This is a genomic window from Flammeovirgaceae bacterium, from assembly GCA_015180985.1.
Taxonomy (GTDB): Bacteria; Bacteroidota; Bacteroidia; order Cytophagales; family Cyclobacteriaceae; genus UBA2336.
On the sequence record CP054185.1, the window covers coordinates 1,691,779 to 1,716,940 of the forward strand.

At 47.6% G+C, this 25,162-nt stretch carries 23 protein-coding genes; 13 read left to right on the plus strand and 10 right to left on the minus strand.

Translation table 11 applies throughout. The features are described 5' to 3' along the window. Window positions 1-180: 180 nt before the first annotated feature. Both speB and aspS read right to left on the minus strand, forming a co-directional pair. Window positions 181-972, minus strand: a complete 792-nt coding sequence (gene speB / locus HRU69_07945) for an agmatinase (protein QOI97424.1) — start codon at window positions 970-972, stop codon at window positions 181-183. A gap of 4 nt (window positions 973-976) precedes the next feature. Further along, entirely contained in the window at window positions 977-2,725 is a 1,749-nt protein-coding gene (aspS, locus tag HRU69_07950; protein QOI97425.1) for an aspartate--tRNA ligase, read from the minus strand. Window positions 2,726-2,813: 88 nt separating this feature from the next. Between aspS and HRU69_07955 the strand changes: the two genes are divergently transcribed. The 3 genes from HRU69_07955 to HRU69_07965 all read left to right on the plus strand — a co-directional run bounded on the left by HRU69_07955 (window position 2,814) and on the right by HRU69_07965 (window position 4,619). Next, the gene (locus HRU69_07955; protein QOI97426.1) at window positions 2,814-3,362 is read left to right on the plus strand and encodes a hypothetical protein; all 549 of its coding nucleotides are present in this window, start codon (window positions 2,814-2,816) and stop codon (window positions 3,360-3,362) included. A 34-nt stretch (window positions 3,363-3,396) separates the two neighbouring features. Beyond that, complete coding sequence (locus HRU69_07960; GenBank protein ID QOI98864.1) at window positions 3,397-3,816, plus strand: nucleoside deaminase; 420 nt, start codon at window positions 3,397-3,399, stop codon at window positions 3,814-3,816. 194 nt (window positions 3,817-4,010) lie between these two features. Continuing rightward, the gene (locus HRU69_07965; protein QOI97427.1) at window positions 4,011-4,619 is read left to right on the plus strand and encodes a superoxide dismutase; all 609 of its coding nucleotides are present in this window, start codon (window positions 4,011-4,013) and stop codon (window positions 4,617-4,619) included. Window positions 4,620-5,096: 477 nt separating this feature from the next. Here HRU69_07965 and HRU69_07970 read toward each other — a convergent pair whose 3' ends face one another. From HRU69_07970 to HRU69_07980, 3 genes are all read right to left on the minus strand, one after another. Next, the gene (locus tag HRU69_07970; GenBank protein QOI97428.1) at window positions 5,097-5,519 is read right to left on the minus strand and encodes a hypothetical protein; all 423 of its coding nucleotides are present in this window, start codon (window positions 5,517-5,519) and stop codon (window positions 5,097-5,099) included. 45 nt (window positions 5,520-5,564) lie between these two features. Next, on the minus strand, window positions 5,565-5,723 hold the full coding sequence (locus HRU69_07975) for a hypothetical protein (GenBank protein QOI97429.1): 159 nt from the start codon (window positions 5,721-5,723) through the stop codon (window positions 5,565-5,567). Between the two features lie 187 nt (window positions 5,724-5,910). Continuing rightward, window positions 5,911-7,344 carry a trypsin-like peptidase domain-containing protein gene (locus HRU69_07980; GenBank protein ID QOI97430.1) on the minus strand — a complete coding sequence of 478 codons (1,434 nt, stop codon included), beginning with the start codon at window positions 7,342-7,344 and terminating at the stop codon, window positions 5,911-5,913. 134 nt (window positions 7,345-7,478) lie between these two features. Here HRU69_07980 and HRU69_07985 point away from each other — a divergent pair, with 134 nt between their 5' ends. From HRU69_07985 to rseP, 3 genes are read left to right on the plus strand one after another with little or no spacing between them, the layout of a single operon-like run. Beyond that, window positions 7,479-8,975 carry a GH3 auxin-responsive promoter family protein gene (locus HRU69_07985; protein QOI97431.1) on the plus strand — a complete coding sequence of 499 codons (1,497 nt, stop codon included), beginning with the start codon at window positions 7,479-7,481 and terminating at the stop codon, window positions 8,973-8,975. Between the two features lie 6 nt (window positions 8,976-8,981). Further along, window positions 8,982-10,139: a 1-deoxy-D-xylulose-5-phosphate reductoisomerase gene (locus HRU69_07990; protein QOI97432.1), complete on the plus strand. Its 1,158-nt coding sequence runs from the start codon at window positions 8,982-8,984 to the stop codon at window positions 10,137-10,139. Further along, window positions 10,139-11,467, plus strand: a complete 1,329-nt coding sequence (gene rseP, locus HRU69_07995; protein QOI97433.1) for an RIP metalloprotease RseP — start codon at window positions 10,139-10,141, stop codon at window positions 11,465-11,467. Before HRU69_07990 ends, rseP begins: the two co-directional genes overlap by 1 nt. Here rseP and HRU69_08000 read toward each other — a convergent pair. Continuing rightward, window positions 11,464-13,509: an OmpA family protein gene (locus HRU69_08000; GenBank protein ID QOI98865.1), complete on the minus strand. Its 2,046-nt coding sequence runs from the start codon at window positions 13,507-13,509 to the stop codon at window positions 11,464-11,466. The genes rseP and HRU69_08000 overlap by 4 nt on opposite strands. Before the next feature lie 79 nt (window positions 13,510-13,588). On the opposite strand from HRU69_08000, the gene lon reads away from it, so the two are divergent. From lon to HRU69_08020, 4 genes are read left to right on the plus strand one after another with little or no spacing between them, the layout of a single operon-like run. After that, window positions 13,589-16,045 carry an endopeptidase La gene (gene lon, locus HRU69_08005; protein ID QOI97434.1) on the plus strand — a complete coding sequence of 819 codons (2,457 nt, stop codon included), beginning with the start codon at window positions 13,589-13,591 and terminating at the stop codon, window positions 16,043-16,045. A gap of 32 nt (window positions 16,046-16,077) precedes the next feature. Beyond that, window positions 16,078-17,067 carry a type IX secretion system protein PorQ gene (gene porQ, locus HRU69_08010; GenBank protein QOI97435.1) on the plus strand — a complete coding sequence of 330 codons (990 nt, stop codon included), beginning with the start codon at window positions 16,078-16,080 and terminating at the stop codon, window positions 17,065-17,067. Then, window positions 17,064-18,467, plus strand: a complete 1,404-nt coding sequence (gene hslU / locus HRU69_08015; protein ID QOI97436.1) for an ATP-dependent protease ATPase subunit HslU — start codon at window positions 17,064-17,066, stop codon at window positions 18,465-18,467. Before porQ ends, hslU begins: the two co-directional genes overlap by 4 nt. Before the next feature lie 8 nt (window positions 18,468-18,475). Continuing rightward, window positions 18,476-19,489, plus strand: a complete 1,014-nt coding sequence (locus HRU69_08020; protein QOI97437.1) for a DUF4421 family protein — start codon at window positions 18,476-18,478, stop codon at window positions 19,487-19,489. Here the strand turns inward: HRU69_08020 and HRU69_08025 are convergent. Beyond that, a complete protein-coding gene (locus tag HRU69_08025; GenBank protein ID QOI97438.1) occupies window positions 19,486-19,980 on the minus strand; it encodes a histidine phosphatase family protein in 495 nt (164 codons plus the stop codon). The genes HRU69_08020 and HRU69_08025 overlap by 4 nt on opposite strands. A 53-nt stretch (window positions 19,981-20,033) precedes the next feature. On the opposite strand from HRU69_08025, the gene HRU69_08030 reads away from it, so the two are divergent. Next, complete coding sequence (locus tag HRU69_08030) at window positions 20,034-20,957, plus strand: lysophospholipid acyltransferase family protein (GenBank protein ID QOI97439.1); 924 nt, start codon at window positions 20,034-20,036, stop codon at window positions 20,955-20,957. A gap of 3 nt (window positions 20,958-20,960) precedes the next feature. On the opposite strand, the gene HRU69_08035 is transcribed toward HRU69_08030, so the two are convergent. The 3 genes from HRU69_08035 to HRU69_08045 all read right to left on the minus strand — a co-directional run bounded on the left by HRU69_08035 (window position 20,961) and on the right by HRU69_08045 (window position 22,543). Beyond that, window positions 20,961-21,836 (minus strand): phosphoribosylformylglycinamidine synthase, encoded by an 876-nt coding sequence (locus tag HRU69_08035; GenBank protein ID QOI97440.1) that lies wholly within the window; start codon window positions 21,834-21,836, stop codon window positions 20,961-20,963. Window positions 21,837-21,901: 65 nt separating this feature from the next. Continuing rightward, window positions 21,902-22,270 (minus strand): DMT family protein, encoded by a 369-nt coding sequence (locus HRU69_08040; GenBank protein ID QOI97441.1) that lies wholly within the window; start codon window positions 22,268-22,270, stop codon window positions 21,902-21,904. A gap of 15 nt (window positions 22,271-22,285) precedes the next feature. After that, the gene (locus tag HRU69_08045) at window positions 22,286-22,543 is read right to left on the minus strand and encodes a hypothetical protein (protein ID QOI97442.1); all 258 of its coding nucleotides are present in this window, start codon (window positions 22,541-22,543) and stop codon (window positions 22,286-22,288) included. 111 nt (window positions 22,544-22,654) lie between these two features. Here HRU69_08045 and HRU69_08050 point away from each other — a divergent pair, with 111 nt between their 5' ends. After that, the gene (locus HRU69_08050) at window positions 22,655-23,062 is read left to right on the plus strand and encodes a hypothetical protein (GenBank protein ID QOI97443.1); all 408 of its coding nucleotides are present in this window, start codon (window positions 22,655-22,657) and stop codon (window positions 23,060-23,062) included. A gap of 131 nt (window positions 23,063-23,193) precedes the next feature. Continuing rightward, entirely contained in the window at window positions 23,194-25,161 is a 1,968-nt protein-coding gene (locus HRU69_08055; GenBank protein QOI97444.1) for a sensor histidine kinase, read from the plus strand. The last annotated feature ends 1 nt before the right edge of the window (window position 25,162 follow it).

Consider the following 25,162-nt stretch of genomic DNA (forward strand, 5'->3'; position numbering starts at 1 on the left):
GCCGGGAGTCCGCAATTATACTATTAATTCACACCAGACGAGAATCATTGGATTGCCAACAGGAGATGCTTCGCTCCGCTCAGCAAAACAAACACCTGTTGTCCTGAGCAACGCGAAGGACCTCTTGATAGATAGCATTGAAAAGTACTTCTGGGTTGCCTCCAAAGGCTTGGCCATTGATCAATTTTTGATTAACCGGGCCAGCAACTCCTTAAAAAATTTTGCCGCCACCATGGCCGTCATGTCGTTCAGGTCGCGCTGCGGGTTTAGTTCAACAATGTCGGCACCAACCATCTTTCCTTTTACTTGCTGAATGATGGAAAGTACCTGTCTGGTAGTTAATCCTCCGGGTTCGTGGTGTGACACCCCGGGTGCAAAGGCCGGATCGAGTACGTCCAGATCGAGTGAGATATAAACGGGCCCATCAAAACTGAATTGCAAACGGTCATCCCAGTTTTTCATTTCGATAATCTCAACACCAAATTTTTTAGCTTGTTCACGCTGGTGCGGATTAAGTGTACGGATGCCTACCTGCACGAGTCGTTTAGCCAATCCTTCTTCCATAATGCGGGCAAACGGGCAGGCATGCGAATACCGGTTGCCTTCAAAATCAGCATACAAATCGCTGTGGGCATCAAGGTGAAGGATGTTGAGGCCGGGGTATTTCCCGGCCACCGCTTTTACAACCGCGTAACTCACCGAGTGGTCACCGCCCAGGCAAAGCACGTTATCGTGCGATTGCAACGCGGAAGAAATTTTACGGGTGATTTCCTGAATAGCCATTTCACCGGCCGGCAGCGACAGGTCGCCCAGGTCTTTCCACTGTGAACATTGGCTCAGGTCGGTTCCGTCTTCAGCGCAATAGTTGGAGGAAGGGCTGTGATAAGCGCCACGGATTTTTGCCGGAGCCTGTGCGGCCCCTTGCAGGTACGATGAATTTTCATCGAGCGGTATGCCGATAACGGCCACCATGTGCTTAGGGTTTGATGATAAGGCCCAACTCCTTCAACTGTTCTTCAGAGATGGTTGACGGTGTATCGATCATCATGTCCCGACCCGCATTGTTTTTAGGGAAAGCAATAAAATCGCGGATGGAGTCGGAACCCCCGAACAACGCGCACAGCCTGTCGAACCCGAAGGCAATGCCCCCGTGGGGTGGTGCCCCGTATTCAAAAGCCTCCATCAGAAAGCCGAATTGTTTTTTTGCTTCCTCATCGGTAAAGCCAAGTTTACGAAACATGAGTTGCTGCGTGGCGCGATCATGAATACGAATGGAGCCTCCGCCAATTTCGCTTCCGTTCAGCACCATGTCGTACGCATTGGCGCGCACATTGCCCGGGTCGGTTTCCAGCAGCGGAATGTCTTCCTGCCTGGGCGAAGTAAACGGATGGTGCATGGCATGGTAGCGTTTGGTTTCTTGGTTCCACTCCAGCAGCGGAAAATCCAAAACCCACAAGGCCGAAAATTTAGTTGCATCGCGCAGCCCAAGTTTTTCACCCATCAGCAGGCGCAGTTCGTTAAGTTGTTTCCGGGTGGTGTTTGCTTCCCCGGCCATGATAAGCAGCAGATCACCGGGTTGAGCCTGAAAGGCTTCGGCCCATTTCTTCAACTCATCAGCCGTATAAAATTTATCCACCGATGATTTGAAGGTTCCATCCGCACGGTACTGTACGTACACCAATCCTTTTGCCCCGACCTGCGGGCGTTTTACAAAGTCGGTCAGTTCATCCAGTTGCTTACGCGTGTACTCGGCACAGCCTTTGGCACAAATACCCACCACCAGTTCGGCACTGTCGAACACGTTGAAGTTTTTGCCGGAGGTTAGGTGTTTAATTTCAACGAACTTCATCTCAAACCGTGTATCCGGTTTATCCGACCCGTAATATTTCATCGCATCGGCATAGGTCATGCGTGGTACGGGGCCAAGTTCAATTCCTTTTACAGTTTTAAATAAGTGGCGAATCAGTCCTTCAAACGTGTTGAGAATATCTTCTTGTGTAATAAAAGCCATTTCGCAGTCGATTTGCGTAAACTCCGGCTGGCGGTCCGCACGCAGGTCTTCATCGCGGAAGCAGCGCACAATCTGGTAGTACCGGTCGAAGCCCGAAACCATGAGCAGTTGTTTAAAGGTTTGAGGCGATTGCGGCAGGGCGTAGAACTCGCCATGGTGTATGCGGGAGGGAACCACAAAATCGCGGGCGCCTTCGGGTGTGGATTTAATCAGCACCGGGGTTTCCACCTCCACAAAATTCAAACTATCCAGGTAGGCGCGGGTTTGCCGGGCCATTTTGTGGCGGAGCAACAGGTTTTCGCGCACGGGTGTTCTGCGCAGGTCGAGGTAACGGTATTTCATGCGCAGCTCATCACCGCCATCCGATTCATCTTCGATGGTGAAGGGCGGCACTTTGGCGCTGTTCAATATCTTCAGTCGGGTTACCCGCAGTTCAACATCACCGGTAGGGAGTTTATCATTTTTCGATAGGCGTTCAGTAACTACTCCTTCAGCTTCAATCACAAACTCACGCCCCAGTGTTTTGGCAAGCGCCAGCACTGCGCTGTCGGTCTTACCCTCCTCAAATACCAGTTGGGTAATGCCGTAACGGTCGCGCAGGTCAACCCATAAAATGCTTCCCTTGTCGCGCAGGCGTTGTACCCACCCGGTAAGGGTTACTGATTGATTAACGTGTGAAATGCGCAATTCACCGCAGGTATGAGTTCGTAGCATGGGTTTTTGTAATTTTGTGCAGTTATCCGAGGGGGCGAAGTTAACAATAGTCTTTTATACAGCCCGTTATGAATTAAATTTTAGTGCCATGCACCGACTGCTGATTTTCCTGATACCGCTCATTCTCTTTTCATTTAATGAACCTAAACTGGTAAAGACCAAAATTGCTGAGGGCATGGTGGTTAGCCTGCCGAAGAATTTCCGGCCAATGGACGACATTGATTTTGTGCAGCGCTATCCTTCGGTACGGCAGCCGATAGCGGCTTTTACCAACCAAGAGCGTGAGGTGGATTTCAGCGTAAACCTGTCGGCCACCCAATGGCCCGATGCGAATGTGGAACTTGCCCGAAAATTCTTTAAAGCAGGTATTTATAATTTGTTCGATGGCGTAGAAATGATTGACGAGGGTGTGAAGGAAATTCATGGGAAGGAGTATATTTTTTTTGAATTTGAATCGCGCATCAAGGGCGACAGGCGCGACATGGCCCTGCAGGAACCGGTGCTGCGGTACACCTACATTCAATATCTGGTTGAACCCGGCCGTACGCTGGTGTTTTCATTTAATTGTCCGCGCAGGCTGCGTGCCGACTGGCAGCCAACGGCTCATTCCATTATGAAGAGCATCCGGTTAAAATAATCCCTCCGTGGAAGTATTCTCCGATGAATATTTTATGCGCGAAGCGCTGAAAGAAGCGCACAAAGCGCTGGCCATTGGCGAAGTGCCCGTAGGTGCAGTGGTGGTAAGTAACAACCGCATTATTGCACGGGCCCACAACCAAACTGAAAAGCTTACCGATGCCACGGCTCATGCTGAAATGCTGGCAGCTACCGCAGCGGCAAACTACCTGGGTTCAAAATACCTGGATGAATGCACACTGTATGTTACCCTTGAACCCTGCGTGATGTGTGCCGGAGCGTTGAATTGGGTACAATTGCAGCGACTGGCATTCGGGGCCAGCGATCCGCAACGGGGTTACCGGCTGGTGAATGGAAAGGTGCTTCATCCGCGAACGGAGGTAACCGAAGGAGTCCTTGCCGGAGAATCAAAGGAACTGATTGACCGGTTTTTTAAGCGAATCAGGGGAAAGTGAACGGGTTGCGGGGTCCGGGTTACGCGTTGCGCCTTGTGTTTAAAGTTGCGCGCTACGAGTTATGAGTTTCGAGCTAACTCGAAGCTGAAAACTCGAAACTCGCAACTTTTAAAAAGTAACGAACTTAATTCCATCTCTCTTGTTTCAAGAGTATATTTGAAATCTTTAATGTTTAACCACTAAACAATCCGATTATGCCGTTTACGTTGCCGAATTTACCCTATGCCTTTAATGCGCTTGAACCTCATATTGATGCCCGCACCATGGAAATTCACCACGGCAAGCATCATAACGCTTATGTAACCAACCTGAACAACGCCATTGCCAACACCGATGCTGACAAACTGAGTATTGAGGAGATTTGCAAAAACGTTTCGAAGTACCCGGTGGCCGTGCGCAACAACGGGGGAGGCCATTACAATCACAGTTTGTTCTGGACCATTATGGGCCCGAATGCGGGGGGTGTGCCAACCGGTGCGCTGGCCGATGCGATTAATTCGGCCTTTGGCAATTTTGATGAATTCAAAACCAGGTTCGCTGCGGCCGGTGCCGGCCGGTTTGGCTCAGGCTGGGCCTGGCTGATTGTGGATGGAAGCAAGAAGCTGCAGATTACCTCAACGCTCAACCAGGATAATCCGCTGATGGATGTTGCTGAAGTAAAAGGAACACCTGTTCTAGGCCTGGATGTTTGGGAACACGCCTACTACCTTAACTACCAGAACCGCAGGCCGGATTACATCGCTGCCTGGTGGAATGTGGTAAACTGGGCCGAGGTGGCGAAACGGTTTGCCGCTGCGCAGTAGCACAAGCAGAGCATGTTAAAATAAGGTTAAAAATCCCGGTATCGGCCGGGATTTTTTTATTGTGCGCCCCCCTTATTCGAAACATTCCGATCCTATTTGATAAGAGGTTCTTCGCCCCCTTGCAGCGGAGCTCAGTACGACAGTGTATTTGTTATGCTGAGCCATGCTTTGAGCGTGGCGAAGCATCTCTTGATACCAAGAGGAAGAACTTTTAGCCTACGTTGGAGTTCTTATCCTACGTGTGAGATGAAAGAAGAATGAGTACAGAGACCATGCAGAAAGTAACATTTTCATCGTATTTTGGTAAGAGGTTCTTCGCCCCCTTGCAGCGGAGCTCAGTACGACAGTGAATTTGTTATGCTTCGCCATGCTTTGAGCGTGGCGAAGCATCTCTTGCTGCAAGACGATAAATTATTTCTTACCAACAGCATTTGTTGGTGGTATGTTCGGATTATAAGATTTGTTGATCAGTAATTCCTACCTCAATGGAATGATATACGCTAACCCGGTTCGAACGGCAAACTCGCCTTCAAAGTAGAAGTCACCAATCAGTTCGAGCCGCCAGCTGTTTTTTAATGGTATAGCACCACCTGCACCTAATGAAAAATCATTTTGGCCAATCAGCCCGCGGCCGCGGGCAAAAAAGTGGTCGGTAAAGTAATACCGGCTGCCAAACACAAAACTCTCATCGCGCTTTGTCCAGATTTCCGCCCCGGCTGTTATGGTGAATTTGCGGATGACAAAGTAGTTCAGCTCAAAGCCAACCTGGGCTTTATCAAACAGGTTATCGTTATCGGTTTTCAGGAAGTCCATGGCGCCACCCAGCATCAAATCGTTGGAACTTTGGGAGTAGGCCAGGGTAGCGCAAAAAATCAGACCAAGCGCAAAAAGTTTTCTCATCTAAAAAATGATTTAACAAATATACGGATTGAACGCTATTTGCGGTTACTGTCTTGTATCAGGTTTACTTTTTTGAGCTTGCCGGTAATAGTTTCCAGTCTCGTTGTTGTTGGGAAGCAGGTAGTTTTGGAAAACCACCATGGCGATTATCAAACCTATGGTAAACAGGGTTATCAGGGTTAATACCAATGCCAACTTTTCCATAACCGCTTTTTAGAATTAAGTTACTAACAGAATAGTTGAGCTGATACCCCGTTAACAAGCTCCGTACCAATGGTTTGCCTTATTGATTTACCGTTGTGATAACTAATGATTATCGGCCCGACCTTACAAAATGGCAAGGGTGTTTGAAAAATTGTCAGGCAGGGGTGCCAGGCTTTGGTGACCGGTGTTACCGGATAATAAACGGTATCTCCACCTGCTGCTTGGCACTGTTAACACCATAGATATATCCTCGTCCTTTAAATTTTTCAAAAAACTCAATTACATCTTCCGGCTCCTTAACCCGTACACGGTTAATGGCAATGATGGTGAAGTTTTCGGGTACCCCGATTTGCTTGAGCACGCTTTTGTCTTTCAGCTTGAAAACTTTTATGCCGTAATCGGTGGCCTCCAGTTCGGCACCCAGCGAAGCCGAAGAATAAATTTTCCGTTTTACAATTTCGGTGGTGCCCGATTTGTTGACCAGCGTAACCGAGGCCGTTGATGTTTTATTATCGCGCAGGTAAGTAACTGCAATCTTATCGCCCGGATAACGATAGGCCAGTTCTTCCTCGAATGCACTTTGGCTGTTTACTTCTGCATTATTGATTCGTATAATCACATCGCCAGGTTTTAAACCGGCCTTTACCGCGGGCCCTTCCTTATCCAGGCTTTCAACCAATACGCCTTTAAAATCAATTCCCTCGGTTTTTAAATCGTACTTCCTTGCGTTTTGAAAATTGTATTCAATCACGTTTCCGCCAAAAAGGGCTTTTTGTACCACACCATATTTTACAAGGTCATCAAAAACTTTTTTGGCAATGTCCACCGGCACGGCAAAAGCGTAGCCGGTGTAACTGCCCGTACGGGAGAGGATGGCCGTGTTGATGCCGACCAGCGCTCCTGCTTTGTTTACCAGTGCCCCACCGCTATTGCCGGGGTTAATGGCTGCATCAGTTTGAATAAAAGATTCGATTGGGAACTTGCCCTCCAGAATTCCAATTCTTCTTCCTTTGGCGCTTACAATACCGGCTGTTACGGTTGACGAAAGCGAAAAAGGATTTCCGACTGCCACTACCCATTCGCCCACCTGAAGTTCTTTGGATGAGCCCAGTGTAATGGCCGGCAGGTTGGTCTCTTCAATCTTTAGTACTGCTAAATCAGTTGAAGGATCGGTTCCAATCAGTTCGGCCGGATACACCTTTTTATTATAGTTTACTTCAATGCGCTCGGCCGATTCAACCACGTGGTTGTTGGTAATGATGTAGCCATCGCGGGTGAAGATGACACCGGAGCCGCTGCTTACCTGGGTTTGCGTTGTTCCTCCACCGAAAAACCAGTCGAACGGAGAGTATGAGGTTCCTTTAAAAATGCTGTTGATGTACACCACACTGGGTATGGCTTTGTTGGCTGCCGTGCTGAAGTCGGTTAGCTCTGTAGGGTTTGCCGAACCGGAAATTTCAGGAACTGTTACCGGGTAAGCAGGCGAATCGTAATGTACATTGGTGAAAACTGTATCGGGTTGAGGCTTACTGCTATCATTCTTGATAAAGAATTGAAAACCCATAAAGGCGCCTGCCAGTCCGGCAAGGAAGCCCACAACAATAACTTTGAGTGTATTCATAACGATGCTATCCGGTTTGATGTTTGGCAAAGAGCAAAAGTTGATTCGCCCGCCTATTTTGGTGTAAATATAATCTGCCCTACGGTTTTGCGGTTTTTTCGGTTGCGCGGACAAAATATTTACTTTTGGCTTTTATGGGAATCCGCTCAGTACTTGCCAAACCTTTTGCTGCTTATGTGGCTGCACAGACCCGGAAATGGGCCAGCCAACCCGGTCGTGTTCAGTTGCAAACACTCACAAAAATTATACGGCAGGCAAGCCATACTGCTTTCGGTAGGGATCACGGGTTCACAACTGTTCAGTCATACGAAGACTTTAAAAAGCAAGTACCGGTTCGCGATTATGAACAACTGAAGCCTTACATCGACCGGATTTTAACGGGTGAAGGCGATGTGTTGTGGAGAGGCAAGCCGGCTTACCTGGCCAAAACTTCGGGTACTACTTCGGGCACCAAGTACATACCTATTTCGCACGAGTCGAAATACAGTCATTTTATAAGTGCCCGCAATTCAACGCTAAGTTATGTTCATCAAACAGGTAACGCTTCCTTTCTGGATGGCAACCTGATTTTCCTTTCGGGCAGTCCGGAACTGGAAGAAATTGGCGGCATTAAAACCGGCAGGTTGTCGGGCATCTCCAATCACCTGGTGCCGGGTTACCTGCGTACCAACCAGAAGCCCTCGTATGCTACCAATTGCATTGAGGATTGGGAAGAAAAACTTGAACGAATAATAGATGAAACGCTGCATGCCAACATGACGCTGATATCGGGCATACCGCCATGGGTACAAATGTATTTTGACCGTATACATGCGCGCACCGGAAAGAAGATTAAAGATGTGTTTCCTAATTTCTCGGTGTTTGTTTACGGGGGTGTTAATTTTGAGCCGTATCGGGCCAGGCTGGAGGAATCCATCGGCAAGAAAGTTGACTCCATCGAAACCTATCCGGCCTCCGAAGGTTTCATCGCTTACCAGGATTCGCAGCATGAACCGGGCTTACTGCTGCTGCTCAACAACGGCATGTTTTATGAGTTTATTCCGGCAGAAGAATATTTTGCTGAAAACCCAACACGACTAAGCATTGAAGAAGTTGAACTGGGTAAAAACTATGCACTCATTATTAATAGCAATGCCGGACTGTGGGGATACTCCATTGGCGATACGGTAAAGTTTGTTTCCAAAAACCCATACCGGCTGCTGGTTACCGGCCGTATTAAACATTTTATATCGGCTTTTGGCGAACACGTAATCGGTGAAGAAGTCGAAAAGGCCATGAAAGCCACGATGCAGAAATTTCCGGAAGTTGAACTTACCGAGTTTACCGTGGCACCGCAGGTAACACCTTCGGAGGGCCCGCCACACCATGAGTGGCTTGTTGAATTTGGAAAAGCGCCAGCCGACCTGGCCTCCTTTGCCTTGAACCTGGATAACCAAATGCGGGCATTAAATGTTTACTACGATGACCTGATTACCGGAAGTATCCTGCAGCCGCTGAAGATAACCTTGCTGAAACCGAATGCCTTCGTTGAGTATATGAAATCGCAGGGTAAATTAGGCGGGCAAAATAAAGTACCCCGGCTTTCGAATGATCGGAAAATTGCCGACCTACTCAGTATGTTTAAATTGTAATCTATTTTGATCAAAAAAAAGCATATCGCCATTCTCGGCTCCACCGGTTCCATCGGCACGCAGGCGCTTGATGTGGTGCGGGCTCATCCGGATGCATTTGAAGTGGAAGTTATTACGGCACAGAACAACGCTGATTTACTCATACAACAGGCCATTGAATTTAAACCCAATGCGGTTGTAATCGGAATAGAAGAGCACTACGCAAAAGTAAAATCAGCATTGCAGCAATACCCTGTAAAGGTATTTGCCGGTGATGGTGCGCTGGCATCGGTGGTGCAGATGGACAGCATCGACCTGGTGCTTACCGCGCTGGTGGGCTACTCCGGTCTTCTGCCGACCATTAAGGCTATTGAAGCCGGCAAGACCATCGCATTGGCAAACAAAGAAACACTGGTTGTTGCCGGAGCGCTCATCACCAGTCTGGCGCGTGAAAAGGGAGTGAACATTTACCCGGTTGATTCGGAACACTCGGCTGTTTTTCAATGCCTGGCGGGCGAGTTTCATAACCGCATTGAAAAGATCATTCTTACCGCATCCGGTGGACCCTTTCGCGGAAAGAAGAGAGAAGATCTTACCAACGTAACCCGTGCCCAGGCCCTGAAGCACCCCAACTGGAACATGGGTGCTAAAATTACTATTGATTCGGCCACGCTTATGAACAAAGGCCTCGAGGTAATTGAAGCCAAGTGGCTTTTCGGGCTAAAAGCCGAGCAGGTAGAGGTTGTAGTTCACCCGCAATCCATCATTCACTCGATGGTGCAGTTCGAAGATGGTTCCATAAAGGCCCAGATGGGCCTGCCCGATATGCGCCTGCCCATCCAGTTTGCGCTTACCTACCCCGACCGGCTCAAGTCGGATTTCCCCCGGTTTAATTTTTCGGATTACCCAAGCCTGACCTTCGAAAAACCCGATACCGAAACTTTTCGTAATCTTGCACTCGCTTTTGAGGCGCTGAGGCGGGGCGGAAACATGCCCTGCGTACTCAATGCCGCCAACGAAGTGGCCGTGGCGCAATTCCTGAGCGACAAAATCGGTTTTCTGAAAATGTCGGATGTAGTGGAACGATGCCTCGAAAAAATTGCTTATATCGGTAATCCTGCTTACGCGGATTACGTTGAAACGGACAAAGAAACAAGAACAAGAGCTTTAGAATTCTGTAAATAATGGATTGGATGATTTCGCTGGCCCAGCTGTTGCTGAGCATTTCAATTTTGGTTGCCGTACATGAAATGGGCCATTTATTGGCTGCAAAATATTTTGGTATGCGGGTGGAACAGTTCTCCATTGGGTTTCCGCCTAAAATCGTGTCGTTTAAAAAAGGCGATACCGAATATGCCATCAGTGCCATCCCGTTGGGAGGCTATGTAAAAATATCCGGTATGATTGATGAATCGCTTGATACCGAAGCGATGAAACAGGAACCCAAGCCCTGGGAGTTCCGCAGCAAGCCGGCCTGGCAACGGCTTATTGTGATGCTTGGCGGCATTATTGTTAATGTACTGGTGGGAATTTTGATTTTTATCGGCATCACCTATTTCTTTGGCGATTCGTACCTGCTTAAAGATAAAATCAATGAGAACGGTGGTTTTGTTGTGGGCGCAGCCGGAGAAAGCATTGGCTTGCAAACCGGTGACAGGATTGTTAAAATTAACGGACATGATTACCGCTACTTTCAGGAACTGGTTGACCCGAACAACCTGCTGGCCGATAACGCATCGTACACCGTTGAGCGCAACGGGCAGGAAGTAGTGATTGCCATTCCGCCTGACTTCATTCAGCGGTTTAACCGGAAAGAAGGACTTGCTAACTTTCTGTGGTACCGCTTTCCTTCGGTTGTTGAAAAAGTAATGCCGGGAACGATTGCATCAAAAGTCGGGCTTCAGAAAGGCGATGTGTTGAAGCAGGTTAACGGCCAGCCGGTTTATTACCATGACGAAGTAACCAAACTGGTTCGCTCGCGCACCGACTCCGTTTCGTTTACTGTTGAACGGAGTGGCGAATTACTCTCGTTCAGCGAAAAATTTTCAGGGCAGCCCGCTATCGGGTTTTATGCCCGCCTGCCGAAGGAGTTTTTAAGCGAGGCGGAGGAAAAAATTCAATACGGATTTTTCCAGTCCATCCCGTTGGGTACATCGCGTGCCTTTACCACGCTGGTGGTACAGGTAAAAGCATTTGGAAAAATTATTTCGGGTGTACTCTCTCCGAAGGAATCGCTTTCCGGCCCGATTGGCATTATGCAGGCGTTTGGCCGCACGTGGGACTGGGAGCGCTTCTGGTCGCTAACGGGCGTGCTTTCGCTGGTATTGGCGTTTATGAACCTGCTGCCCATACCCGCCCTGGATGGCGGGCACGTGATGTTCCTCGGCTATGAAATTATTTCGCAGCGAAAACCATCCGATAAATTTCTTGAACGGGCGCAAAAAGTAGGCATGGTATTCTTGCTTACGCTGATGGTGCTGATTTTTGCCAACGACATTATCAAGTTGTTTTAGTTCCGTTTATTTCTAATCTCAAACTCAACCCTGCGGTTCAGCCTGCGGTCGTCTTCGGTTTTTTCCTCCACAATCGGCTTCGAACCACCATACCCGATGGCGGTAATGCGGTTCGGATCAATTTTGAATTCGTACATCAGGTAAGCGCGGATGGCATCAGCACGTGCCTGCGAAAGCCGCAGGTTGGCATCGGCCCGGCCTTCCGAATCGGTATGCCCGCTGATGGTCAGGTTCAGGTAGGGGTGGTCGGTCAGAAAATTTCCGAGCCGGTTTAAATCCGGGTGCATGGCCGGCAGAATATCGGCTTTGCCGCTTTCAAACTCCAATGATTTAAAGGCAATTTTGCTTTCCAGTGGCTCGGTTTGCTTATTGATTTCCATATCGCCATCCATAAAGAAAATTTCTTCGATGCGGAAATAATCATCGCCCTGGATGATGAGCAGGTAATTGCGTTTGTTAATCAGGCTGAAATCAAAACTGCCATCGGGCCTCAGAAATTTCGGAGCCACCTCAACACCGTAGTCCAGATCAATAATCGATACAATCCCCTTCATCGGGTTGCCGGTCTGGCTGTTGGTCAGCGTACCTTTTAGCTGAGCAATCGCTTCGGGTTGAGCCTCCATAGGCACCGGAAACGAAAACAGATCGAGGTTTTTGGGGTCATCACTTTCTGAGCGCGCGTAATAGAGATCCTTCGATTTTGAGTCGATGGTAAAATAATATTCGCTGCCCGGCCCGTTTACCAGCGGCCCGATGTTTTTAGGCTCACCCCACTGGGTGCCCTGTTTGTACGACTTGTAAATATCAAAATCGCCAAAGTTGAGGGGTTGTCCGTTTGAACTGAAATAGAGCACGTTGAACTTGTGATGAAAAAACGGACTTACCTCGGATTGTCGTGTATTAATAATGGGTCCGATGTTCCGGGCCTTTTGCCAGTTGCCGTTTTCATCTTTAACAGAATAGTAAATATCGGTTTGGCCAAATCCGCCAGTCCTGTCGGATGCAAAGAAAAGGGTATCGCCTGAGTGCGAAAGTGAAGGGTGCGAATCCCAGTAGATGGAATTAATGTTCGGGCCCAGGTTACGCACATTACCCCAGGTGTTGTTTGCTTTTAATTCGGCAATGAAAATATCGCAATCGCCTTTCGGTTCGGTTTTACACCGCGCAAAGTACAACTGCTTTCCATCATGACTCAGACAGGCCGAGCCCTCGTTATCGCTGGTATTGATGTCGTTGTACTCCTGTGCATCCATCCATAAGCCGAATTCGCGCACGCTGAAAAATAAATCCTCATCGTATTTTCGTTCGATTAAGCTGGCGTGCATGTTTCGTTTGGAGGTAAACAACAGCAGCGTATCCACATTGCCGATGGTAGGGGCATAGTCTTCTTTCGGTGAGTTTATTCCGATGCCCATATTCAGTAATACGCCATGCGGGGGGCGCAGGGTATCAATTTCTTTGCGATACTCCACCAGTTGGTAGTATTGTTCTAATGGAACGTAGTAGTCGCGCTGATTCTCAGTAAGCACATCGTATTCTTTCTGAATTTTAGTGATATCGGCATGAGGCACATGGTGTTTCAGTACCAACTTATAGAGTAATATGGCTTCGCCTTTTGGGCCGTGTTTCTCCGAAAGCCGGGCCAGTTGCCAGAGCAGGGAGGTATTACGCGAAAAGTTTTCAATACCAAAGTTTGTAACATAGGCTTTAAGTGCCTGGTAGAGGGCCTCTTCGGCACCCGATGCCTCCAGTTGCCGGATGTGGTTCAGCTTCTCACGATTGGTGTAGTTGGCAATGTTATTTAGGTTAGGAAAACTGAAAATGTCAGATTGGCTGTAAGTTGTCAGGCTATCATTAAGTTGCACTACGCCTGCACTCTTTAGTTTTTCCTTTTTTTTCTGCGCTTGGGCAGGTAAATGGACGAGCAGGCAAATGCCAATAATGCAGTTAAAAAAATAGGTTTTCACATCAGCTTGTTTTGCCGGAAAAAGCCATATCGCTAAAGTTGAAACAATTTTGCTTCTTTTACAACGTATTGGCATTGCTATTGTCAGCATATGGGCCCTATATCCGTTGTCCTTTTTACTGACTTAACGGATGCCAATTTGACACAACCCCTGCATGTTTAAAACGATGCCCATACAGCTTGTTCAGGACGATGGCGATGAACTGATCCAGTTAATAAACCCTGAACAGGAAAGCGATTTGAAGCCAGAGGATCTGTCCGATGAGCTTTCTATTCTGCCAATAAAGAACACGGTGTTGTTTCCGGGGGTGGTTATCCCCATAACGGTTGGCCGGCAAAAGTCCATTAAACTGGTAAAAAAAGCTTACCAAGGCAACCGCATAATAGGCGTTATTGCCCAAAAGAACGCCCAGGCCGAAGAGCCTTCAACCGAAGAATTATACCGCACGGGTACTGTTGCGCGCATCATTAAAATGCTGGTACTGCCCGATGGCAACACTACTATAATTATCCAGGGTAAGAACCGCTTTCATGTAACGGATTTTGTGCAGGAAGATCCCTGGCTTACCGCCCGTGTTGCCCTGCAGCGCGAAGTGCCCATTGAAATGACTAAAGAAGCAAAAGCACTCGTACAATCGCTTAAAGAATCGGCTTTTAAAATTTTAAAACTAAACCCCGAAATCCCGCAGGAAGCACAGATTGCGCTGGATAACATTCAACGTGTTCCGTTTCTTATTCATTTTCTGTCATCTAATCTTAATGTTGAAGTAGCCGATAAACAGAAAATTCTGGAAACCGAAAACATTATGGATCGCGGCACGCTGTTGCTTCAGTTTATGCTGCGCGAAATCCAGATGCTGGAAATTAAAAACGAAATCCAGAAGAAAGTACATACCGATATTGACCAGCAGCAGCGCGACTACTTCTTACGGCAACAGATAAAGGTGCTGCAGGATGAATTGGGTTACGATACCCCCGACAAGGAAGTGGAGGCCCTGCGAAAACGAGGCGAACAGAAAAAATGGGCCAAACCGGTGGCTGACCATTTTAATAAGGAGTTGGATAAGTTATTACGCATAAACCCGCAGGCGGCCGAATACCCCGTGGTGATGAACTACGTGGAGTTTATGCTGGATCTGCCCTGGGGTGAATACACGATTGATGATTTTGATTTAAAGAAGGCGCGAAAAATTCTCGATGCCGACCACTTTGGTCTGGAAAAAGTAAAAACCCGGATTTTAGAATACCTGGCGGTACTCAAACTGAAGCAGGATATGAAGGGGCCCATCCTGTGCCTGTATGGCCCTCCGGGAGTAGGAAAAACCTCGCTTGGCCGTTCAATAGCAAAAGCCCTCGGCCGAAAGTATGTGCGCATGTCGCTGGGCGGTGTGCACGATGAAGCCGAAATCCGCGGGCACCGGAAAACCTATGTCGGAGCCATGCCGGGTAAGATTCTGCAGAACATTAAAAAAGCCCACTCTTCAAATCCGGTATTTATCCTCGATGAGATTGATAAAGTCCGGTCTGATTTCCGGGGCGATCCGTCATCGGCATTGTTGGAAGTACTCGACCCTGAACAAAACAGCACCTTTGGCGATAATTACCTGGAAGTAGAGTACGACCTCTCTAAGGTGCTTTTCATTGCAACAGCCAATTCGTTGGATACCATCCATCCTGCGTTACGCGACCGGATGGAAATTATCGAAATAACAGGTTATACGCTTGAAGAGAAAACCGAAATAGCGCTGCGGCACTTGGTACCCAAGCAACTGACCGAACATGGCCTGAAAGAAACCGATTGCACCTTTACCCGAAAGACGGTTGCCAAAATTATTGATCGGTACACCCGCGAATCGGGTGTGCGTACCCTCGAACGTAAAATCGGATCCATCATCCGCCACATAGCCAAATCGGTAGCCATGGGTGAACCTTACACCAAAACAGTAAATGATGAAGTGATCCGTAAAGCCTTAGGCCCTGAAATTTTTGATGAAGAACTCTACCAGGGGAACGATATTGCCGGAGTAGTTACCGGACTTGCCTGGACACAGGTGGGAGGAGAAATTTTGTTTGTCGAATCAAGTTTAAGTAAGGGCAAAGGAACTTTAACCTTGTCGGGTCAGCTGGGCGAGGTAATGAAGGAGTCGGCCATGGCGGCACTTTCTTACCTGAAGTCGAATGCCGAAACCCTGGGCATTGACCCACGCGTATTTCAGCAATACGATTTGCACATTCACGTTCCGGCCGGTGCCGTACCGAAAGACGGCCCCTCGGCAGGCATCACCATGCTTACCTCGCTGGCTTCGGTTTATACGCAGCGGAAGGTAAAAGCCAGGCTGGCCATGTCGGGTGAAATTACCTTGCGCGGAAAAGTATTGCCGGTGGGCGGCATTAAAGAGAAGATACTGGCTGCCAAGCGAAGCGGAATCAGCGAAATAATTCTGAGTGCAAAAAACAAAAAGGATATTGATGAAATTGAAAAGCATTACCTGAAAGGCCTTCGCTTTCATTTTGTGGATACGGTGGATGATGTACTGAAAATAGCCCTGATGAAAGAAAGGGTGAAGAACCCCTTGCGGTTCAGTTTTACAGATCAAAAAAATCCAGGCTGAAAATCCGGCTAAAATTCAGTAGCCTTGCAGGGTTGAAGAGGGTATTAATCATAGCGTTGGTACACGGTGTTGCGGTAACCTGGGGGCAGTCGGGAGGAAATAAATCATTTCAGTTTTTAAATGTACCGGCACATGCCCGGCTGGCAGCCCTGGGTGGCGTAAATGCTTCACTGGCCGATGAGGATGTTAATTTTGTGTTCAATAATCCGGCCTTAATAAGCGATACACTGGCGGGCTATGCTTCGGCAGGCTACCTTTTTTACCTTGCCGATATCGGGCAGGCCACTTTTTCGTACGCACATGATTTTTCCAAAGCAGGCGCAGTAACGTTTGGTATCCGGCATATCAACTATGGCGAAGTGGCCGGCTATGATGCGGCTGGTATGGAAACCGGCATGTTCAAATCGGGTGAAACAGAAATTTTAATTGGTAAAAGTCACCAGGTTGGCGTTTTCCGGCTGGGTGCAAGCATTAAAGGTGTTTTCTCGAATTTAGCCGGCTTTCGCGGAACGGCCCTGCTCACCGATGTGGGCGGAATTTTTATTCATCCGCAAAAGCAACTGGTGGTGGGCATGGTGTTTCGCAACCTGGGTTTTATACTCAACGAATTTTCTGAAACCAGTAATTCGGATTTGCCTTTTGATATTCAGATAGGCGCTACCAGCAAGCCCGAGCACATGCCGGTGCGGTTTTCAATTACCTTGTTTAACCTGACCAACCTGGGCAAGGCGTACCGCGACCAATCGCTGGTAACGGAATTTTTTCGGCACCTTAACGTAGGAGCTGAACTGCTTATCCATAAAAACGTAAACGTTTTAATCGGCTACAACGGCCTGCGGCAGCAGGAGTTACAGGTACAGAGCGGTTCAGGTATGCGGGGATTTACAGTTGGATTTTTGGTACGTGTAAAACAATTTGAATGCGCGCTTAGCAGGGCAACCTATAGCGTGGGCAACGCGGCTTATGCATTTACGCTTAACGTTAATACAAAATCAATGCTGATGAAGCGAAAGGAATTATGATTACAGAAAAATACTTAACACCCCGGCAGATTGTTGCCGAACTGGACAAGTACATTGTGGGCCAGGCCGAAGCCAAACGCAATGTGGCCATTGCCTTGCGCAACCGGTGGCGGAGAATGAATGTGCAGTCCGAATTACGGTCGGAAATTATCCCGAACAATATCCTGATGATTGGCGCGACCGGGGTAGGTAAAACCGAAATTGCCCGCAGGCTTGCCAAACTGGCTGATGCTCCATTTGTAAAAGTGGAGGCATCAAAGTTTACTGAGGTGGGATATGTGGGGCGTGATGTGGAAAGTATGGTGCGCGACCTGGTGGAGCAGTCGGTAAACATGGTAAAGGCCCGCAAAAAGGAAGAAGTACGCGACAAGGCAGTGCAGGCAGTAGAAGACATTATTCTGGATGCGCTTATACCGCCCCTTCGGCAGCAACCGGTACGCACCGGCTTTTTGGGTCAACCAGAAACCGCAGCCGATGAAACACCAACCAACGACATCGAACTTAATGAACGAACACGCCACCTGTTCAGAGAAAAACTGAAAAATGGCGAGCTGGAAGAACGCAAAATTGAAATCAACATCAAGCCATCGGGTAACCCGAACATTGGTATGATTGGTGCCGGTATGATGGACGAGGTTTCGATGATGAACCTGCAGGAAATGCTGAGCGGCATGTTACCCAAGAAAGCCAGGAAGAAAAAGGTTACCGTGGCTGAAGCCAGGCGCATTTTGCTGGAAGAGGAAGCTGCGCGGCTTATTGATATGGATGAAGTAAAAGAAGAGGCCATCCGGCTGGCCGAAAATTCAGGAATTATTTTTATTGATGAAATTGATAAAGTTGCCTCCGGCTACAAGAAGGGAGGAGGCGGCCCTGACGTGAGCCGCGAGGGTGTACAGCGCGACTTGTTGCCGATTGTGGAAGGAAGCACGGTAAATACAAAGTATGGCGTTATCAAAACCGATCATGTATTGTTTATAGCGGCCGGGGCGTTTCATATCAGTAAACCGTCTGATTTGATTCCGGAGTTGCAAGGCCGTTTCCCGATTCGGGTTGAACTCAGTAACCTGACGCAGGAAGACTTTGTACGGATATTAAAAGAGCCGCGCAACGCGCTCACCCGGCAGTACCAGGCATTATTTGAGGCGGAAAGTGTTTCGGTTTCATTTACCGATGAGGCAATTCAGGAAATCGCGCGCATGGCATTTACACTAAATGCCGAAGTGGAGAACATTGGTGCCCGAAGGCTGCAAACCGTTATGAGCCGGTTGCTCAACGAGTTCCTGTACGATGTTCCGGATAGGATAAAGCCGGGGTCATCCATCAGCATTGATGCTGCGCTGGTAAAGGAAAAACTTAGTGCGCTGGCAAAAAATAAGGATCTTAGCGAATATATTCTTTGAGGATATTATTGCTACCGGTTCTTGTATTCCTGGGGGGTTATCCGTGCGATGGTCAGCCGGCTGACTCATTGCGTGCTTATTACATTCAGGAGTACCCCGACCACTTTTTTATCTGGCCCGTATTAAAACAACGGTCGCTAACGTTTGATATACAGGATAAGCAAGAAAACAAACGTAAAGTTGAATTTATTCCGAACAACAAGTTCACCTTGGGTGCCGGCTTTTATGTATTTGATTTGGGTTTTGAAGTTACGTTTGCCATACCCCTTGCTGAAAACAGTAAATCCATTTATGGAGAATCGACTGGGCGCGACCTGCAACTTAATATTCTTTCGAAAAAATGGGGCGCAGATATCTATTACCAGAAATACAACGGCTTTTATATAAACGACAGTGATAACCCCGTGCCGAAAGGGCAGCCCTATCCGCAACGTTCTGATTTGGTTACCCGCAACTTTGGTGCTTCGGGTGTTTACATCTTTAACCACCGCAAGTTTTCCCTCCGGTCCTCATTTACCTATGCCGAAAGGCAGTTGCGAAGCAAAGGATCTTGGCTGCTGTACGGAACAATAAACTCATTTAAGGTTACGGCCGACTCGGCCCTGCTGGATCCGGCCGTTCAGGATGTGGTGGGTACCGGTTCAGGTTTTCGGTCACTTCGGTATACTACGGTAAGCGTAGCGCCTGGTTATTCATACAACCTGGTGTGGCGTAAATTTTTTCTTAATGCAACGGTGGCGCTGGGCCCGGCTCATCATTGGATAAATTATGAAGAAGAATCCGGTCCGAAACGCGATGACATTAGTATTAACAGCACCGGTATAGCCCGGTTTGCGGTTGGATACAACAGTAACCGTTTCTTTGGCGGTTTCGGTTTTTCAGCTCAGACACGCATTGTAAAGTTCGAAGAGGTACGGGTTTCCAATTCTACCAACTTGTTTAAATTACTGGTTGGGTACCGGTTCAGGGAGTTCGGTATTCTTAAAAAAAGAGTTTGGGATGTAAACCCGTTGAAGTTTTAATCAGCGTTTTTTGGGAAATCAATAAACAGTAATTCGCTGTTGCCGGTTTCGATATCCTTCCACGTGTCGGTAAGGAAGCGGGCAGCTACCACACCGCAGGTGGGTAGGTTATCCAGGTTTGCGTGCATTACCTCGTTTACAAAATCAGTAAGACCCGGGTTGTGCCCGAACAGCATAACAGCATCGTATTTATTATTGAGGTTTTGTGTGATATCCAGAATAGTTTCAGAGTCTGCGTGATAGAGTCGTTTGTCGGTTTTTATTTTTTCTTCATCATAACCGATTTCCCTGCCGATTCGTTTAGCTGTTGCAAGTGCCCGCTTAGCCGGGCTGCTCAGCAGCAGCCCGGGATTAATGCTGCGTTCTTTTAAACGCTTACCCATGCGCGGAGCGTCTCGTTTACCCCGGTCGTTCAACGGTCTGTCAAAATCATTTTGCAGAGGATCGTCCCAACTGGACTTGGCATGCCGTACAATGTATAGTGTTTTCATCTCCTTATTCAAAGGTAAACACCTGGTTGCAATTCTGCTATCTTTGCCGCGTGATGAAACGGTGGAAGAAAATACGAAGGAAAATCCGGTATACCACCATTTATGTGGTCATTCGGTTTTTGATAAGCCTGTCAGCAATTGTACCGCGTAAAACCTGGTTAACTGTATTTGGCTTCTTTGGTAGACTTTCATTTTATCTGGCTACCCGGTCGCGCAGGATTACCATTGCCAATTTAACCATGGCCTACGGCCATGAAAAAAGCAAAGCTGAAATACACCGCCTGGCGCGAAATGTTTTTGTTATGGTAGGTAAAAATGGTGCAGACATCATCCGGTCTTATCGGGTCACATCACGCGACAGCTATGAAAAACTCCGTGTAATCCACGGTGCCGAATTTCTTCATAGAGCTTATGCAAAGGGTAAAGGTGTTATTTTTCTTACGGCTCACCTCGGTGCGTTTGAATTGTGTGCTACAGAAATGGCCGTGCGCGGTTATAAGCCGCTGATTATCGGTACCGCCATGAAGGATAAGCGGCTTACTGAATTATTATGGCGTCAGCGAAGTAAACTGGGTGCCTCCGCTATTGAACGCGGTAAAGAAACCGTCCGTTTACTGAAAACATTGAAAGCCGGTGGCACCGTAGCCATTTTAATTGATCAGGATACACGTGTTAAAAGTGTTTTTGTTGATTTTTTCGGGAAACCCTGTGCAACTCCGGTTGGTGCAGCTGTTTTGGCGCTTAAAACCGGTGCCTCGGTAGTGCCTGTATTTTTGCACTTGCGTGACGATGGCATGCAGGAGGTTAACTGTTACCCCGAAGTTGAGTTAGTGCATACCGGGAATGAAGAACAGGATATTGTAGCCAATACTCAAAAATTTACCAACATCATTGAAGATGAGATCCGAAAATATCCGGAGCAGTGGGTGTGGATGCATGAGCGCTGGAAAACCAAACCCGGTGAAGAACTTAATTGACTCTTAGTGTTTTTGAATTTTGTGCCCGGGTTCCCAGATGATCCGCATAAAAAAACTAAAGCGTTGATTTTCGCGATTAACCGGAACTCCCGTAACAATACCCATCAGAAAATTATCAGCAATACCCAACCGAATTTGCGGCCGTATCACCATATCGAAAACGGATTTATAAAGTTGCTTGTTAAATTCAACGCCAATAAAATTGCGGGTACCGGTAATCATGTAATGAAAACTGGTGTTGATTTCATGATGGCTACGCCACTGATTCGTTTTAAAGTCCTGTTCAAATTTCGGCCCCGTGTAGATCAATGCATGGTAATTGTTGCCAAAACGTTTGGCGGCAATAAAAAATGGATTAAAGATGTTTCCGGTAAATAACGGATTGCCAAAATTGCGAAAGGAAGAGAACTCAAATTCATGGATATACCCTAATGCCAGCGAGAGGTTGTGCTCGTCTGAAACCAGAAACGTCCATTGTGTGGCCAGTTTTAAACTTTCAAGCCGACTGGGAGGTACCGAATCACTTTCAGCACCATTTAACGGTGCAACGATTGAAATCGGCAATTCAATTTCAAGTCCAAAACGATCCACCGGTGCAAACTCGTATTCAATTAGCGCCTGGTAAGTGTCGAATTGAACATTATCCCTGATCCCGAAACCAATGTTCCATTCCTTTTCGCCTCTGTGAGCCCCCAGGTCACGAATCAAATCAACGTAAAGAGGTTCGGCATGAAGCACCTTCGGTTTGCGGCCTTTTGATTCCTCTTCGTGTATATAGAGGCTATCCAGTTGCTGATACACCAACTTCAGGCTGTCGGTTTCCTGCGCAAGACTGATAAGCTGTTGGAGAAGGAGCAATAACAGAAGAATTTTTTTCATGCAACCATAAAAATTTCACGGGATGCCTGAAACCGGGCATCCAGATAAAACAAAAATCATTCCTCTTATTTTTTAAAAATGAAATAAACCGCGAGAATAAGAAATAAAAAACCAATCAGGTGATTCCACCGGAACGTTTCGTTTTTGAAAAGCAACAGCGAAAATCCGACGAAAACCACCAGCGTGATAACCTCCTGAATGACCTTGAGTTGTACCAGCGAAAACGGACCACCATAGGCCTTAAACCCAATGCGGTTAGCAGGCACCTGCAGCAGGTACTCGAAGAACGCAATGCCCCAACTGATGAGGATAATGGTAAGCAACGGCAGGTTCTGGCTCCATTTCATTTCCTTAAACTTCAGGTGGCCATACCAGGCCAACGTCATAAACGCATTGGAAAGAATAAGTAAAGTAATCGTTAGTGTTCCTTTCATGTTAATGTGATAAGGTTAGTATTTTTTGAGTTTGCGGGCCCATGCCTGGCCTTGTTTAAGACGTTCAAGTTCTCCGTTTTTAATAAGCGAAGCCAGGCGTTCATTCAACGGGCCTTTCGAGGTTAAATGGTACTGGCCACATTCTTCGCATGGGTAAAACGTTACCGGGCCGTTGGCCCGTTCATATGCGAAGTGAATGTGGGCTTCCAACAAGGCCTCCTCCGCCAGAGCGGCAGTGGCATATGATCGTTTTCCGCTGGTACATTTTTGCATTAATGCGAAGGTAATAAATACCGCTAAGTGGTGGAATGGCTGCGTTTCACAGCCAATGTGTTAAACCTTTTACGATGCCGGTCATCTAAGAAACAGATAAACAAGAGGGTTATGAAAAATGTAGTAGCAGCAATCTTCATCGGGATGATGAGCATTGCAACTGAAGTAACCGCCCAGTTGAGACCGGGTGTTGACCAACGTCAGGCCGTATTGAATGCACAGCAGGTCCGCTTACGCCAGGCCGCTGTAAATCCTCAAAGGATTGAGCAGCTGCGCATAAGCCAGCAGCGGGTTGAGCAACTAAGGATTAAGCAGGCGCGCATCAAACACGAACGAATTAAAAATCACCGCATTAAACAAGCCCGGATAAAACATGCCCGCATTAAAGAGATTCGCGAAGATGCTGCCGATGAACTGGGCAACCAGCACCCCAGGCGCAGGTATTTTCATATGATGAAGAGAAAGCGCACGGCCGGGCAATTCAATTCAGAGAATCCCCCCTTCTTCGGAAATCAGTGAAAGACGGAGCGAATTAAAATGAGCGGACGGTTACCGTCCGCTTTTTTTGTGATATACCGGTCGGCCCCGCTAGACATGTATAAGGCAAATTGCTTAAAATTGCTCATCAGTAATTATACGCATTGGCTGGTATGATTTTTTTACTGCGGGTAATACGCCTGATAGTATTAAGTTTCATTCTGTTCTCCGGAGTTTTGGCACAGCCGGCAAAAACAGATAGCTTAAAACGCATTACAGAAACCGCTACTAATGATTCAATAAAAGTCAGTGCGTTGCTCCAACTGGCTTTTCAATCCATTTTTAACGACTCCAAAACGGCATGGCAACAGATGGAGGAAGCACATCGGCTGCTTGAAAAGACGAAATCCTACCCCTACCTTGAAACACATGCCCGGTATGTTAAAGCCGTGTATTATGATGTTACAGGAACTGCCGATTCAGCACGATTTTATTTTGAAAGCGGCCTTGAAAAAACCCGTTCGCATGGTTTTACCGATTTGGAAGTTAAATTCCTCAACGGCCTGGGCCTCAACAACTGGAATCGCGGACACTACCAAACGGCACTCGATTTATTTCTTCAGGTAAACAAGCAAAATCAATTATTAGATAAATCCAAACAAATACCCCAAAGTACACCGCTTAATAACATCGGGTTAATTTACCAGGAACTGGGCCTATACGAAAAGGCGCTTGAGTATCACCGGAAGGCACTGGAAATCCGGTTGCGCGATGCCGCCCTGCTGGCACAGGCAGCCACTTCGTATAACAACATTGGCATCTGCCTGTATCATCTGAAAAAATATGAAGAAGCGGAAGGAATTTACCGTACAGGCCTGGCGCTGGCCCGCGAACATAAATTCCTGCGGCAGTATTACGACCTGGCCGGCAACATGGCCAATACACTTGCCGCATTGAACCGATACGAAGAAGCCCAGCGGTTTAATCTTGAAATCATTAACCATGATCCTTCCATTAAACTGCCTGATAAGTTTTTGATGAACATCCGCTCGGCTGCAGCCGGAATTTATCTGAATATGGGTAAACCCGATGCGGCTTTGCCGCTTATTGAAAACGGCCTGGCATTAATCAGCCAAAAGCCCGAATTGGAATTTTATGCTCCCGACCTGTACCGATATGCTTCGGCCTATTATTACAGGCGTGGCGATGCGCAAAAGGGAAGGGAGTATGGCAATAAACAGCAGGAGATACTGGAGCAACGCTTTTCAAAGCGCAATGCCGAAAGCCTGGCCGAAATGGAAATAAAATACCAAACCGCTGAAAAAGAGCGTAAGATACTTGATCAGCAACTGGTGATTGAACACGGCAACCTGCTGCTGGCACGCCAGCGCAGCCAGAATATTATGCTGGTTGGTGCCCTGATTGTGCTGGCTTTGTTAACCGGTATCGGCTACATTTATTTTCGTACACGGCAAAAAGTACGCGAGCAGCAATTGTTGCTTAGCGAAAAGCAACAGCGTTTACAGGCGGTGCTGCAGGCAACCGAAGAGGAGCGCCAGCGCATTGCCCGCGACTTACACGATGGAATCGGCCAGCAGTTAAGCGGGGCTATTATGCAACTGGAGTCGGTATTGCATAATAATGATCAGGGTACATCACAAGCGCACATCAGCCTGCTGGTTGAAAACCTACGTAAAACATCTTCCGAGGTGCGCACACTATCTCATCAGATGATGCCCCGATCGCTTACCGAACTGGGGCTGGTGCCGGCCATCAGCGATTTACTGAACCGTACTTTTTCCGGAACTTCCGTTCAGTGTTCGTTTCATCACTACCAGGCAGAGGAGCGATTTAACGCTCAAACCGAATTAACTCTGTTTCGGGTGGTGCAGGAATTGGTAAACAACATCATCCGGCACGCCCAAGCGCATAATGTGTCGGTTAACCTCCTGCGCATGAAGGACAAACTACGTTTAACGGTTGAAGATGACGGAATAGGCTTTAAGGAAAACACGGTAAATAATGGTTACGGTTTGATGAATATCCGCAGTCGTTTAGAAGGTGTAAACGGTACGGTTCTTTTCGAACGAAACGGCCATGCCGGCACGCTGGTTACTGTTACCATACCGGTTACTAATTAAC

Excerpts from the sequence above, each read along its gene's own strand:
- speB (QOI97424.1), bottom strand. The coding sequence starts at position 972 with ATGGTGGCCGTTATCGGCATACCGCTCGATGAAAATTCATCGTACCTG.
- aspS (QOI97425.1), bottom strand. The coding sequence starts at position 2,725 with ATGCTACGAACTCATACCTGCGGTGAATTGCGCATTTCACACGTTAAT.
- HRU69_07955 (QOI97426.1), top strand. The coding sequence starts at position 2,814 with ATGCACCGACTGCTGATTTTCCTGATACCGCTCATTCTCTTTTCATTT.
- HRU69_07960 (QOI98864.1), top strand. The coding sequence starts at position 3,397 with ATGCGCGAAGCGCTGAAAGAAGCGCACAAAGCGCTGGCCATTGGCGAA.
- HRU69_07965 (QOI97427.1), top strand. The coding sequence starts at position 4,011 with ATGCCGTTTACGTTGCCGAATTTACCCTATGCCTTTAATGCGCTTGAA.
- HRU69_07970 (QOI97428.1), bottom strand. The coding sequence starts at position 5,519 with ATGAGAAAACTTTTTGCGCTTGGTCTGATTTTTTGCGCTACCCTGGCC.
- HRU69_07975 (QOI97429.1), bottom strand. The coding sequence starts at position 5,723 with ATGGAAAAGTTGGCATTGGTATTAACCCTGATAACCCTGTTTACCATA.
- HRU69_07980 (QOI97430.1), bottom strand. The coding sequence starts at position 7,344 with ATGAATACACTCAAAGTTATTGTTGTGGGCTTCCTTGCCGGACTGGCA.
- HRU69_07985 (QOI97431.1), top strand. The coding sequence starts at position 7,479 with ATGGGAATCCGCTCAGTACTTGCCAAACCTTTTGCTGCTTATGTGGCT.
- rseP (QOI97433.1), top strand. The coding sequence starts at position 10,139 with ATGGATTGGATGATTTCGCTGGCCCAGCTGTTGCTGAGCATTTCAATT.
- HRU69_08000 (QOI98865.1), bottom strand. The coding sequence starts at position 13,509 with ATGCCAATACGTTGTAAAAGAAGCAAAATTGTTTCAACTTTAGCGATA.
- lon (QOI97434.1), top strand. The coding sequence starts at position 13,589 with ATGTTTAAAACGATGCCCATACAGCTTGTTCAGGACGATGGCGATGAA.
- hslU (QOI97436.1), top strand. The coding sequence starts at position 17,064 with ATGATTACAGAAAAATACTTAACACCCCGGCAGATTGTTGCCGAACTG.
- HRU69_08025 (QOI97438.1), bottom strand. The coding sequence starts at position 19,980 with ATGAAAACACTATACATTGTACGGCATGCCAAGTCCAGTTGGGACGAT.
- HRU69_08030 (QOI97439.1), top strand. The coding sequence starts at position 20,034 with ATGAAACGGTGGAAGAAAATACGAAGGAAAATCCGGTATACCACCATT.
- HRU69_08035 (QOI97440.1), bottom strand. The coding sequence starts at position 21,836 with ATGAAAAAAATTCTTCTGTTATTGCTCCTTCTCCAACAGCTTATCAGT.
- HRU69_08040 (QOI97441.1), bottom strand. The coding sequence starts at position 22,270 with ATGAAAGGAACACTAACGATTACTTTACTTATTCTTTCCAATGCGTTT.
- HRU69_08045 (QOI97442.1), bottom strand. The coding sequence starts at position 22,543 with ATGCAAAAATGTACCAGCGGAAAACGATCATATGCCACTGCCGCTCTG.
- HRU69_08050 (QOI97443.1), top strand. The coding sequence starts at position 22,655 with ATGAAAAATGTAGTAGCAGCAATCTTCATCGGGATGATGAGCATTGCA.
- HRU69_08055 (QOI97444.1), top strand. The coding sequence starts at position 23,194 with ATGATTTTTTTACTGCGGGTAATACGCCTGATAGTATTAAGTTTCATT.